The 13,304-nt window shown below is 65.2% G+C and carries 9 protein-coding genes; 3 read left to right on the forward strand and 6 right to left on the reverse strand.

Annotated elements, in window-relative coordinates:
• Positions 1-23: 23 nt before the first annotated feature.
• Positions 24-2,606, reverse strand: coding sequence for a hypothetical protein (locus tag OG225_RS41330; RefSeq protein ID WP_331758660.1), 2,583 nt, complete (start codon positions 2,604-2,606; stop codon positions 24-26).
• 1 nt (position 2,607) lies between these two features.
• On the reverse strand, positions 2,608-4,911 hold the full coding sequence (locus tag OG225_RS41335; protein WP_331758663.1) for a DUF6603 domain-containing protein: 2,304 nt from the start codon (positions 4,909-4,911) through the stop codon (positions 2,608-2,610).
• A 245-nt stretch (positions 4,912-5,156) separates the two neighbouring features.
• Here OG225_RS41335 and OG225_RS41340 point away from each other — a divergent pair, with 245 nt between their 5' ends.
• Together OG225_RS41340 and OG225_RS41345 are read left to right on the forward strand one after the other, a co-directional pair.
• Positions 5,157-5,888, forward strand: coding sequence for a hypothetical protein (locus tag OG225_RS41340; RefSeq protein WP_405183664.1), 732 nt, complete (start codon positions 5,157-5,159; stop codon positions 5,886-5,888).
• Positions 5,889-6,349: 461 nt separating this feature from the next.
• Positions 6,350-6,790: a hypothetical protein gene (locus OG225_RS41345; RefSeq protein ID WP_331758670.1), complete on the forward strand. Its 441-nt coding sequence runs from the start codon at positions 6,350-6,352 to the stop codon at positions 6,788-6,790.
• 134 nt (positions 6,791-6,924) lie between these two features.
• Here the strand turns inward: OG225_RS41345 and OG225_RS41350 are convergent, their stop codons facing one another.
• The 4 genes from OG225_RS41350 to OG225_RS41365 form a co-directional block, all read right to left on the reverse strand.
• Positions 6,925-7,386 carry a hypothetical protein gene (locus OG225_RS41350; protein ID WP_331758673.1) on the reverse strand — a complete coding sequence of 154 codons (462 nt, stop codon included), beginning with the start codon at positions 7,384-7,386 and terminating at the stop codon, positions 6,925-6,927.
• Positions 7,387-7,466: 80 nt separating this feature from the next.
• Positions 7,467-7,856, reverse strand: a complete 390-nt coding sequence (locus OG225_RS41355; protein ID WP_331758675.1) for a hypothetical protein — start codon at positions 7,854-7,856, stop codon at positions 7,467-7,469.
• A complete protein-coding gene (locus OG225_RS41360) occupies positions 7,853-7,999 on the reverse strand; it encodes a hypothetical protein (protein ID WP_405183665.1) in 147 nt (48 codons plus the stop codon). Before OG225_RS41360 ends, OG225_RS41355 begins: the two co-directional genes overlap by 4 nt.
• 300 nt (positions 8,000-8,299) lie before the next feature.
• The gene (locus OG225_RS41365; RefSeq protein ID WP_331758678.1) at positions 8,300-9,268 is read right to left on the reverse strand and encodes a replication protein RepA; all 969 of its coding nucleotides are present in this window, start codon (positions 9,266-9,268) and stop codon (positions 8,300-8,302) included.
• A gap of 2,914 nt (positions 9,269-12,182) precedes the next feature.
• Between OG225_RS41365 and OG225_RS41370 the strand changes: the two genes are divergently transcribed.
• A complete protein-coding gene (locus OG225_RS41370) occupies positions 12,183-13,127 on the forward strand; it encodes a replication protein RepA (RefSeq protein WP_331758680.1) in 945 nt (314 codons plus the stop codon).
• Positions 13,128-13,304: the final 177 nt, after the last annotated feature.

The following is a 13,304-nucleotide window of genomic DNA, read 5'->3' on the forward strand; positions in this document are numbered from 1 at the left end:
ACTGCGGCGGGCGTGCGCTGCGTTCATAGCAGCGGCCCCAGTAGGACGCGGACCGGAAGCGCGAACCGGCGGTGGGCGTAGTCGCCGGAGTGCTCTTTCTCAGCCGGTACGGGTACATCGGGTTGCGGCTCGGCGTAGAACCGGTATCCGGCAGGAGGCTCCTCGAGCACCACCCAGTGGTTGGAAAGGGCTGAGGCGGGTACGGGGAAGCCGAAGAACGTCACGTCAGTCCCGATCGTGCCGGTGAACGTCGGCTCGACGCGCTTTGTGGCCTGCAGCGGCAGGTTCGGGTCCGGCGGTGCCCAGTCGGGTGGGCTGACGTCGGTCGGCCGCGCGTCGTACAAGTAGACGACTGTGGTGGGGTAGCGCCGGAACAGTGGAGTGTTGAACACCACGACTGCCTCGCTCCCGCGGTTGGTGGGTGAGAGTTTGCCGTCGCCGAGCGCCACATCCGGCTCCCAGAAGCGCACCGGTCGGATGTCGTAGACGTCGTTGGGGCTGCCTTTCGGCGGGGTGCCGGGCTCTCGCTGCCAGAACCTGCGCAGCGGAGAGCTACGCGGCACCAGCGGGACGTTGCGCCAGCGAAGTTCAGATGCCACTTGCCAGTTCGCCCCTACGAGCAGCGCGCGTACGAACGTCGGGTTGGTCTCGACTCCGACGACCTCGTGCTCGGCGAGGTCGCCCACCCCAGGCAGCATCCAGTCCGGCGAGGCCGTGGACAGGAAGCTCCACAGCGGCAGGTCCAGCTCGGGTTCCACCTCGAGGGGGCCCATCGAGGTCACCCCGGGCAGCATCGCGAAGACGCGCCGCGCGACCGGGGGGACCGGCACGGTCGGGTCGATTGCTTTGGCGACCGCCAGGCCTAGCCCCTGGATGTCGACAGGGCGGCATTCGGGCGCGTGCTCGTCGGGTACCTCGGGCCAGGTACTGGTCGGATCCTCCAGGTCCGGGATGCCGTCTCCGGTGAGCACCCGATCCACGGCCTCGGGGTCAGTGCGGCCGTCGGGGCCGGGGCGCAAGGCATCGAGTGTCGCGGCCAGCCAGGACACGTTGACGTCGGCGCCGGAGAGCAGCCTTTCGGCCGCCGCGGTCGCAAGTGCCACATCGTCGGTGCTGTCGAAGATCGCCTTCCTCGCCGCGGCGCGGCGGTCGGCGCCCGGGTCGGGCTCGAGGCGCTCGAAGGGGTCCGGTAGGACGCTGGGGTCCGGGCAGCGGGCAGCGTGGCCGATCATCGCACCTAGGTCGGCCGCCCCTTCGGCCGCCTGCGCCGAGCGGGCAGGTCCCGGCCGGGTGGCGCGCCGGGCGGCCGACGAGAACAGCGCGGGCGACAACTGCGGCGTACGTCCACTGATCGCGTCCAGAACTGTGTCCCCACTGCCTGTCGGCAGCCGCGCCAAGGAGGGGGCCAGGACCAGCAGCGCCGCCGCGGTGTCGACGGGTACCCGTCGCCGCCACATCGACCGGCTGGCGGCGACACCGAGCGCGAGGCTGCGGATCTGCTCGGCGGCCATGACGGTATCGCCCAGCTTGGTCGCGGCCGCATCAGCGATCTGCTGCTGCCAGGCGGCGGCGTTCCATGCGCCGAGCCCAGCGGCGCCGCGCAGCCGAGGGTCGTCAGTGAGTTGGGTGATCCAGCCAGCCGGAGCGGCTACCGTGCCTGCGGCCGTGAACGCTCCGGGGTAGTCGGGTGAGGTGATCACGTCGCGGCCGTCGGGGACTGCGATCGAGGTCTGGAGCGCGGCGACGTCGCTGGCCACCAGAGCTGGCGGGGGCGCGTCCGCAGGGTCGGGGGTCGAGCGGGACGGCACCCGCAGCGCTCCGCCCGCAGGAAGGATGGACGGAGGGGCGCCGGTGCGAGGGATATAGGCGAGGTCTGCCCGGCCGAAGGGTCGGCCACCCCGCAACGCCAGCTCGGCGAGATCGGCCCGCCGTAGTTGGCGAGCCAGCTCCTTGAAGTCGCCCTCCGGCCCAGTGCGAAACTCCCAGTGGTCGTAGCAGGGGAGCACGACGGGCTCAGTTGGCGTATCCGACCAGCAGGGATTGCCGTCCACGGTGAACGCGGGAACGAGAGCGGCACTGTACTGGGTTTGCACGGCAAGCTTGGCGGGGCTGAGGAGCCGGGCGCGCTCGAATACGCCGACCTGATGGACGTGGGCCCACAGAGCCGACTCGGTCAGCTTGTGGTCATTTTGGACGGCGACGCTGATCTGCACGGTGCCGTCCGGGCGTAGGGAGAGACCGTGCCCACCCGGCACGCCCACCAGGAGCACCATCCACGGCGCGAGCTTCATCCCGTCGGGCAGCTGGGGCGTGTAACGCCACGGCAGGTCGATCGCCGCGAGCTCGACGAACGCGAGCTTGCTCGTCTCGGCATCGCTGCAGCCGGGCGCGGGGAATCGGCGCACGACGGCGCCGGGCGCGAGTCGGGCGACGTCGCCGGGCCCCATCACCTGATATGGCGAGGGGATCTGCCTGGCGCCGACGCCGTTGTGGTCGGTGAGCTCGATGTCGATGGCCGCTGAAAGCCTGCCGTCGGCTGCGGTCGTGCCGCTGGCGCGCAGTGCCCGCTCGGAGCGGGCGAAGTATCGCCCCGTGGGTTCGTCCACTTCACATCACCCCCGTCAGGTCGACCGGCTCGGCCAGGTCCGCGGCAGCCACCGCGACGGTGCTGCCCCGGGCGAACTCGTGGGCGGCTGTGGCCGATTGGTGCATGGTGCCGGTGCCGACCTCGACCCACTGCTCACGCACTGCGCTAAGTACCGGGGTCGGGTCGGACAGCGCAGGCTCCGCTCGTGCGGCGACCACCATCGTGGCGAGGCGGGCGAGGTCCACGATGGCGGCCTTCTTGCCCTCGAGCGTCGCACCGGTCCGAGTGTCGATGACGATCTGGTGGATCTTGCGTATCTCGGCGACGCTGGGGAAGTCCGTGAGCAGGGGATCGGCCGGGGTCAGCACCTTGCCGGCAGGCAGGTCCTCGAACGGTTTGCGGTTGAGCGACTCGGCGTCGGTCAAGTTGAGGAAGCTGGCGGGAGCGAAACCATCGAGCACGTCGTTTCCGCTGCCCGCGATTCGCGCGCCCTGCTTCCCGTCGAGCGGCAGGCCGTGGACACGGTCGAGCGGGATCCCGAGGGGCGCGGCCCGCTGGACGGCCTGCAACGTCCCTGTCGGCGGAACGAGGGCAAACCCTGTGGCCGGCGGGCGAGGGGCGAGAACTACATGCGGGTCGGAGGTGCTGGCGGCGCGAAGAGCCTCCTTCTTGCCAAGCTCCTCGGCAAGAATGTCGAGCAGGGGCCGGGATGGGGGCAGCGCGTCGGCGGGACCCGAGCCGAGGGTGAAGGTCTGATCCCAGGAGATCTCGAAGAGGAAGACCGAGATCGACAGCGAGCCCTGGATGACGATGGGGCCGGGGCCAGAGACCTGCCCGGAAAGGTGGACGCTGCCGAACTGGAATCCCTCTACAGAGACCGAGAAGCCGGCGGCTATACGAGCCTGGAACCGGAAGGGGCGGAACTGGATCAGGGCGTCGACCTCGATGAAGCCGTGCGCCTTGATAACGAAATCGATCCCGGCCTCGATGCGTCCACCCATCTGGAGGGAGTTGCCGGTCACGGCGAAGTACCCCTCGACGCGCAGCGCTATAACACCGCCGGGCACCGACTGGGACATGCCGACCCGCCGGATCGGTGGCAGCTTGGCGGGTTTGGGGTCGAAGCCGGGGAAGAAGCCGCCGACTGAAATGACGACGTATGGCTGGCTGCCCCAGGACAGCCGCAGTGCGGCGTCCCCGTACACCTCGAAAATCCCGAGGATATGACTGTCGACGAGGCTGGCGTCAATACTGACCAGCTGCTCGACCGGGTCGAAGAGTCCGAGCAGATCCAGCCGGAGATTCAGCACAGCCGGAAGGTTCGGAATCGCTATCCGTGCCGAGCCCAGGATGGCGACCCGTCCCACCGGAACCTCGACGATCACCGCGACATCGAGAGCGACCAAGCTCCCCTGCTGGCCGAAGGAGAGCCAGGAGAGCTTGAGCGACGGACCGACGAGGTGAGAACCGTTGCTGCGGGGGAATAGCCGGTCGAGGGTGGTCGCGAACACTGCGGGATCGCTCGGCGGACGAACCTGGAAGAGCGCGTCAGCTGCGGCACCGGTCCGGATCGCGGCTCGCAGCTCATCGACCCACATCGTCCGGTTGACGCCGATGATCCCACCGACCCGGTCCAGCGAGAAGCCGAAGGACAACTGGATCGGGGGGACGAACTCGATTCCGAGCACCGCCAGGAAACTCGGGACCGTGCCGTCGACCGCGAGAATGGCCGCCGCGCTGACCTGCACGGGCGGGAGTGGGACCTCGATCCGCCCGCCCCAGCCCTTCTCGCTGCCGTCCGGGTGGGCCAGCCGGACCAGCACACCGCCGCCCGGCATCGACGGCCCGTTCCCGCCGAACGGCGAAGCGATTGTTGCGTTGACCGCGCCGAGTGGGAACGGCCCGATGGGGACCGGGGGCATTACGACGTCACCCTCCAGCTTCGGAGGGTCGAGGTAGAGCACGCCTGAACTCGCGGCGACGTGGACCGGCCCGAGGTCGAAACTCACGCGTAGGCCGGTGCGGGCGATCTCCTCTGCGTTGCCCAGCACGTCCTTGAACACCGGGGTGTCGGCAAGCGCACCTGCGGTCGCCCTTGTGAGGAACTCTAGAACGCGTGAGCGACTCTGCTCGAATTTGGTGACAGCGGCCCGCCACTTCGCTTCGGGCACCGTCCCTGTCGGTTTGCTCAAGAGACCGGCGACCTGCTCGGCATCGGTAACGAGGGCGTTGAGATCGGCGGTGAGATCTACAGATTCGCCTGCGGCCGCCGCAAGGCGATCGCGCAGGTCATCCACAAAAGCGACAAGATCTGCACCGTTCATGGCGCTCCCTGCGTGAGTACACCCACACCGATCTCCTTGCGAAATCATACAGGGATCTAGTAGTGCTTGGTCAGCGTCGACTCGAATTTCGTGCCGGTCTGCAGAATTGCACGAACGGAAGTTATGAGCATGTCTACGGGAACCGCCACAGGCTAGGCCTCCACCGCGAACTGGCTAACCAGGATGTCGTCCTCGGCAACCTGCACGACCTGCATCCGGGCACCGCCCAGCGCTGAGAGGCCCGGGTGGCCTACGCGCGCGGGCAGCGATCCTTCGTTCGCTACCCGGGCGGCATCGAATACACGCGGTACTTTACGCATTGGTTCAACTGGGCCGAGAAGCCGCGCGACTCGGCTGCTGGCGGTGGCAGTATTTGTCGGATGACCGATGAGCGCTCGGAGCGCAGTTTTCTACCGCTCACACACGAGCACCTGAGTCGGCTCGCGTACTTCGCCGAGGTGGATCACCAGCAGTTTCGTCAGAAGCATCCCGAGTGGGCCGCCGATCTGCTGGCATGCTGTCTCGTCCAAGGTGGAGCGAGGCACTACGTGCGTGGCGACCGCGGCGTCAAGGACCTCGACGTCTACCTGCTCTACACGCTCCCTGCCGGACGCAACGGAGGCCAGTTTCCCTGGAACCGCGGTGCAAATACACGCAATCGCGATTTCGGAGTGAGCGAGCTGGGTCGACAGCTCTACACGGCCGCCGATCGGGCAGACCCGAAGATAGCCAGGAAGATTCCTGCTTGGGAACGATATAGCGGCCGACGGGTAGACCTTCTGAGTCGAGCGATCCCCGCACACGATGACGGTCCCCGGGCCGCAGTCGAAGCCTGGCTCAAGGGTGCGACCGGTGAGAGTACGCCCTGGGATTTGCGCCGAGTTCCGGTGATCTGTCTGTACCCGGAGTTCGGCGAACTCTGGTGGACTGGTCCGGATCTCGATGAGCCTGGCATCGAGAAGGGCGTCTACGGATAGTCGAAGCCGGAAGGTGCAGTGTGCCGAGATCGGGTGAGCGATGTGATAGGCGGCGGCGATTGCGGAAGCCGTGGCTTCGCCCTGGCGGCAGTTCAGAACTCCGACGCCGACATGAGAGGCTACTGGCAGATCCAGGGGCGTGCCATACCGGACGGCGTTCGATCCGCGAGCGCGGTCGAGCCCTGAGGTCAGCGTGCGGACGTTTCCTGGAGACCGCAGGTGGAGGCGAGCTTCCAGGACGTCAGGCACGCCGAGTGAGTGCTATGGGCGCGGCCGACAACACGGAGGTGCCGTCGGCTCCTCTTCGCTGCGCCGCACCTGCACGACCGCGCTGCGGCGATCGCCGTGAGTTACGAGGCGTCGGCCCCGGGGGGCTGTGAGCCGGTGGAGGTAGGCATGATCGGAGCGCGGGGATCATGTGATCCGGACACGATGTGCACTTATCCAAGGTGGAGGACTCGGTGACATACGACGATTCGGGCTGGCATACGGACTCGACTTCCGAGTTGGGATTGGCGCCCGCGGCGGCGGCCACCCATATCGGCATGTTCTACGCTTGGGCCGTGGCCCGCGACCTGCATTCGCCGACCGTGCTCGTCTGGGGCGCACCGGAACCGGAACCGCGGCCCGAACTGGAACTGCTGCGCACGCGGGCGAAGACACCGGGACGCTACCTGCTCGACCACTGTTGCGGTGAACTGAATGTCGGTGATCTCAACGCGCGTGGACAGGCGTTCGCGGCGGCCGCCTACGGGCCGTATCTGCGGGCCTACGGCTTTGTTCCCGAGGTCGCCCGATACGAGACGATCTATCACGCCCCCGACACCTGGGAAACCTATGACGCCGTGGCCGGGTTGCTCGACGAGGCATGGGCCGAATGGCGGCAATTCGGCAGGGGCTGAGCGCCGGAACGACAGGCAGGTAGTGGGGCTGCCGCGCGCAATCACGGTGGCGGGGCAATCTGCGCTCGAAACCTCAGTGCAGCCCGGCGGTCCACCCGAGGTCCGGCACCACGAGGACTTCGATGCCGGGTCGATCAGCGCGGCGGGGTGTAGGACGTCGCGAGCACGGGTGTCACCGCGGCGAACTCGTCAGCGGCGGCGAGGACGAATTCGCCGTGGTCGCTGGCGAGTCCACCGGCAACCAATGCCGCTATGGCGCAGCCGAGTACAGCTACCTGCCGGGGATCACGGTCCGCCGCCACGCCGACCAGGAAACGTGCGGAGAAGGCGACGCTGCGGCAGGGTGTCCACCACTGCGGTGGCGAAGGCGGGCACGTGCGGCGTTCACCCTGCGCGACGAGCACGCCGTCGCCGCCTATGGTCGCGGCCACCAGTCCCGCGCCGAGCTCAAGCAGCCTGCGGCAGGCCACGGCGGAGTCGTCGATCGCGGTGAACCCCAGCACCTGTTCGAGATCGGGCAGCAGGCAGTCGGTAGAACAGAGCTCCGACGCCGACTTGCGCGGGTCACTGGCAGGGCCGGGACCTCGGGCGTACACGAACCGGCGTTCGATCCGCGAACGCGGACACGACCTGACATCAGCTGTGCGCACGTTCCCCCGTGCCTCTGGCCGGATGGTCAGAGAGGTTCGAGGTGCAGAGCGTGGGGGATATGGGCATACGCCTGGGGTTGGCCGGTCAGGATCGGGTAGTAGCCGGTCCGGACCGCCTCATAGGCGCAATGCAGCACATCGAGGGCGACGGGTCCGGTGGCTTCGCGGGCGAGATCGGCGATGTCGTCGACGATGCCTGCGGTGTAGTCGATGGTGGTGACGCCGCGGTGGTGGATGCGAGCGTAGGTGATGCGGCTGGTGTTGGCGGCGTGAGAGAGAGCCACGACCGGGACTACGACGCGTCGGTCTTGCTCGATGTGGGTCTTGACCAGGGTTTGCAGAAAAAAGCTGGCAGGCAGTTCAGCCAGGGCCGTCGAGTCCAGGATGATACCGGCAGCGGGGGAGTCGTAGATCACGCGGCGCTAGCGGTGCGCTCACGCTCGCGCTGGCGCGCCATGAACGCCTCCACACGGGCGTGCGCCACAGCTTTGTCCTCGGCGCTCGCCTCAGCGTCGACGACCCACGGAGTGGTCGTTTCGCTTTGGGGCTGCTCGCTCATAGACCACATCATACGAGATCAGCGACAGGGGGATACCGACGTTCACGGCGCTTGGTCCACCCCGCAGGCCGCCTACGGACCTGTTGTTGTGTTCCGTCGGACGCCTGGCATCGTCACGGTCGGCGTCTGTCCGACGTTCGCGCCTATCACTGTGACGATATGACCGTGCTTCGTGGCTGCGTTCCGGTCACACACCCTGCTCGCCTCGCTGGCGTGCAGCGCGCGGGCCGCGTTATGCGGTCCGGGCGGAATGGTTGGACTTGTTCCGGCGAACGGCTTGGCCCCCGTATATGCGCAGCGCTAGATGGCGTGCAGGCGTCGTGAGGGTCTCTTGAGGACGTGAGTTGGGCTGGGGTAGAGAGTCAGTCCTGCTTGGTCGTCGACGATGAACTTGAGGTCCGGATAGAAACTCTTGACTGCTTCGAGGTGTTTTTTGAAGTCGCGGCGAAATTGGAAGCGGCCTTGTTTGGTGTCGGCGAGGGCGGTGCCGAATTGCAGCATGAGCAGCGGCCACGAGATACGTACGGGTTCTTCGAGTTTGAACACCCGATAGGTCACCCAAATGTAGATATCCATTGCCATCGGCGAGGATTGCAAGGCGTTGAGCACCTTCATGTCCACTGGCACCGGGTGGGCGATGACTTCTTTGAAGAACTCGCTGGACAGGTGGATGGTGCTGGGCATCAGGGAGGGTTGAAGGTCACCTTGGCGTCTGGGGCGTGGCGACTGGCCTGTCCACCACAGGTCCCAGCTGGTGGCGACGCTGAGTTTGATGGCCTTCGAGCGCTGATTGGCGTTGCTGTCTCGGTAGTCGATGATGATGCTGCAGCGCAGCAGTCGCTCGGTCTGGTTCTGGAAGCGACCGATTGTGCCTGTTTTTCCGCCGGTGGCGCGGCCGAGACCGACTGTGCGCATGAACTCGCTCTGGGAGTGGCCGAGCTCGATGACGGGTTCTCCGGTGAGGACTGCCTCGGTGGACAGGTGTGCCAGGATCAGCCGGGGGATGCCGCCGAAGGGGAATCCGTAGGATTGGGGGGCGCCGTCCTCCAGGACCATGCCGGGTTGTACGGAGATCCGGTATGCGCCGCTCTGGCGGCCCCAGACGGTTTTGTCCAGGCCGGGATCTTTGTAGGGCAGGCTGAACTGCGTGAACAGTCGGCCCAGGTAGCCGACTTCTTGCAGTTCCTGCTCACGAAGAGCCTGGATCTCAGAAGCGCAGGCTGCGAGTTCTGCGTCATCACGTTTCGGCCGCGCCATGACCGCCAGCATTGCATGTCTGCCCCGGATGTGCGCGGGCACGGGCGGCGTGTCGCCATTTGTGCGCATTAGAAGCCGACTTATTTTATCTAAGCGGACGTGCATGACCAACGCGGATCGATCGAGCAGGTCGGCAAGAAATGCGCACTGTCGTGGAGAAAAGGAAATTCGAGATCCTATGACGGCGCATTTCGGCAGAATCCACGCATTACAAGCCGACCAACCGAGTCAGGCGGGCTTCGGAGCCCGAGCGCGGACGGCGCGAACCGCCAGCACGACGCCGACTGGCTCTCGGCCGGCCGCGCCCAGCAGGCAGAGGAAAGGTTCTGCCGCGATGGATGTCCAGGTCCAGCGATGCTCCACAGGTGGGCGGGCCCTACTGCTACTAGATGATTTTCTCTACAGGAAAGACACTACTTGTAGGGCGAAATTTACATGCTTTGACCAGGCAAAACAGAGCAACGAGGTCGGCGACAAATGTGGGTATGGTCGGTAACAAATGTGTGGACGAGCACCAAAGTCCCAGAAAACGAGTCGGCTTCTAATGTGTGGGCAAAATACATATCCACAGGGTTGTCCACACATTTATGAACAGGTCGGCAAGAAATACGCCGCACCTGACAGCCGACTAGCTGGATATCTGAAGGGTCGGCAAGAAATGCGCAGATCTGGAGTGTCGCGCCTCGTGTCAGCGGCGCTCGGCCCATGAGGCTAGGTCGTGCCGCTGATTCAGGCTAGTGCGCAGTCCTTGCGACGACGGTGCCCGTTCGCGAGTGGGAGGGGGCTCGTAGTGCGGCAGTTTCGTGATGGCAGCGGAAGGTGCGAACAGCACTCGACACCTCAGGTCGGCAAGAAATGCGTATGTCGACTGCGACTGCGGACCCTCGACTGCGGTGATTTGCTCGGAGGCGGCGTGATCAGCGTGCCCGAATGAGTGTCCTGACCTGCGCGGTCGGCTTCTTATGCGTAGAGCAGGTTCATTCACCCTGTTCCCGCGCGGTCACATCGCGCGCATAAGAAGCCGACCAGTCCGCACCCCCGCTGGTGGGGCCACGTTCGATCATCGGACGGCGGGTCCGCGGTCGGTTTCTAATGCGCACTCGCTGGACGTGTGACCGGAGTCCCGCCACCACCAGCTCAGGGCGAGAGCTGAGCTGACCGGTGATGGTGCGCGGATTCCCTACTCAGTCGCCGTCTCGCAACCCGAGGTCATGACGATCTGGACGATCGAGCACACACGGTGGTTCCACTCGACAGCTTCACAGGCGGGTGGGGCAGGTGAATAGGCTGTCGCTGCGCATATTTGACCGACCAGGGTCGGTATCAACGCGACCGGATGATCAACTGTCGTTCGTATGGCCACCGGTGGTGTTGTCAGTGCGCGAAGCAGGGGCGATGGACTGGAACCGCTCCTGGCTGCATTCGATGCCGACGGTGGTCGCTGATCTGCATGTTCGCAACAGTCGCGACCTGAGAGAGCGTTCGGGTCGGCATCAAATGCGCGGACAGCGACTTCTGAAGGAACGACCGTCAAGGATGAACGGCTCACGGCGGGATCTACTTCTGGCACTGCAGGATTTGGCCCTGTGACACGCTGGCGGTCAGCTCCACTGACAGCGTCAAACTGCGCGGCCGAGGACAGTCGAACAGCTTCGTGGTCTTGGGGCGTACGGCTGCGCAAGAGGCGCTCGCGTGGAACCGGCACTTTGCCGCATGTCGCGGTCAGGATCCCGTCCCCCATGCGTGTCTTGAGGCCAGGGCGGCTGCAGCCATCAACGCTGAATAGGCACGTGACGGCGATGGCCGCAGACATAGTCGCTTCGACAGGCAGGCTCACCGCGAGTTTCACAAGGAGCTTCAGGCGGAGCCTGTGGTGTCCGCGGCACGCCAACCCGCAAAGCAAGGCGCGGAGGTCAGACTTTGCCATAGGGGCAGGATTCCGACGCTGATGAAGGCGCTGTCGACAGAACGTCCTTGATCAGGCATCGCTCTCGGGGTTTGGCCAGGGGGGTCCGTATCCACAGCCAGCGCGAGCCTACTACAGGATTTCTCTTCTAGGGAAAGAACTACAGGAGGAGCCGATTTTTGGCGTGTCACCTGGACAAATACAGAGTCTGCGTCCGCGAGTTATGCGTGGTGTGTCCGCTAGATATGCGTGCTGTCCTGGGGAAATGCGATTCGGCCGGTCGGCAAGATATGCGCACACGCCGCCCGTCCTGCGCTGTGTGCGCGACGGTCCTGTGGAAAACGTCCGCAAGATATGCGTGGACAACTTCTCCCTCCAACAGTCGGTGAGATATGCGCAGAACCGCTGCTTCGTGCACGCATATCTTGCGGACATCCCTGTTCTGAACTGGGAGATTGCCGTCACCTCTGCCAGTCGAGCCTCTTCACTGCGCATATCTGACGGACGTGACTTATCCACAGTCCGCGAGATATGCGCAGCCTCTCGTGTGTGTCCGCGAAGTATGCGTACTGGGGCGCGAGCCTGTCCGCGAGATATGCGCGGGGCACAACGCCGAGTCCGCTAGATATGCGCAGTAGGTGTTGGCGTGTGTCCGCGAGATATGCGCGCGGAACGAGCGTGTCCGCCAGATATGCGTCCGCCTACAGACCTCCAAGGTGGAAGACGCCACCGTCACCCGCGAAGGCGGCTTCAGGCATTGGTCGGTATGACGCCCTCGGGGTGGCAGCGTGCGCGTCAAGAGGGGTGCGCCGCTCCTTCAGCTAGGGATGGCCGCCCGAAGCGGTGCGCGACGTACCTCGCATCGACTCCCTTTGCAGCGGGTTGACCAGCTTCGATAAGCGAACACGCTATTCGAGGCGTGCGCGTTGTCCGCAAGATATGCGTGAGCGGGGGATCTGTCTCGAGACTGTGTGAGCGAAACGCCGGTAGTTAGAACTGGCAATTTGTGGTCGGCGTGGAATGCTGGACCCCATGCCGCGACCGCCCCGGACCTCACTGGACATCGTGCGCGCGGCCGCCGAGGTATGGGAGGGCGACCAAGAAGTCGGTTTCGGCCCGCGGTTGCTAGCCCAAGCGTCCCTGCCGTATCGCAACCCGGGCAAGGACAAGCGAGTCTGGGGACGCCGCAACGGTGACTTACTGCTCACCATCTCGCCTGGTATGACCATCAACGACCGTGGTGAGGAAGAGTCGATTGGGTTCCCGTACGGGACCATGCCCCGCTTGATGATGACACTGCTCGCCACCGAGGCCGTGCGGACACAGTCGCCGGAAATCACCTTCGGATCGTTGACCGAGTTCATGGCAGCGATGGGCCTCACAGCGACCGGCGGCAAGACAGGCTCGCTCACTCGTATGCGCGAGCAAGGCCATCGTCTGTTCAACGCCAACATCAGCGTCGAATACAAAGGTGACGCGAACCGTAAGGTCGGGGCGAAACTTTCGGTTGCCTCTGCGTACAACCTGTGGTGCGGGGCAGAACCAGAAAACGGTCAAGGAGCGCTGTTCTCCTCGATGGTCCGCCTGTCCCCGGAATTCTTCGACGAAGTGACCCGGCATCCGGTGCCGCTTGATCTGAACGCGATCAAAGCGCTCGGAGGATCCGCTCTGCGTCTGGATGTCTACACCTGGCTGACCTATCGAATGTTCACCGTCAGCAGAGCGACGACGGTGCCCTGGGATTCCTTGATGGTTCAGTTCGGTTCCACCGCCGATATTACGGATCGGCGGCGGCGACACCAGTTCCGCAACGACTTCATGAAGGCCCTCAAAGAGGTAGTCGCCGTGTACCCGCAAGCCAACGTCGAGGTCACCGACTCTGGCGTGAAGCTGTTGCCGGGCCTGCCTCATGTGGCGCCTTCACCGGGATTTCGCTCGCTTGCCGTCGGCACTCAAGTAAGTTGATCGGCTGCACTCAATCCACACGTGCAGGGTCTGGAGACGATGCCATCCGCCTCGTCAGGGGCCCGCGCACCTCTCACTCCTGAGGGACCGACTCGCAATATATGCGCGATAGCGCCGCGCATATATTGCGAGCAGGAACGGATTGTCGGCGGGGCAGGGACAGGTCTGCGTCGCGAG

Origin of the sequence: Nocardia sp. NBC_01377 (assembly GCF_045040005.1) — a bacterium.
Lineage (GTDB): Bacteria > Actinomycetota > Actinomycetes > Mycobacteriales > Mycobacteriaceae > Nocardia > Nocardia noduli.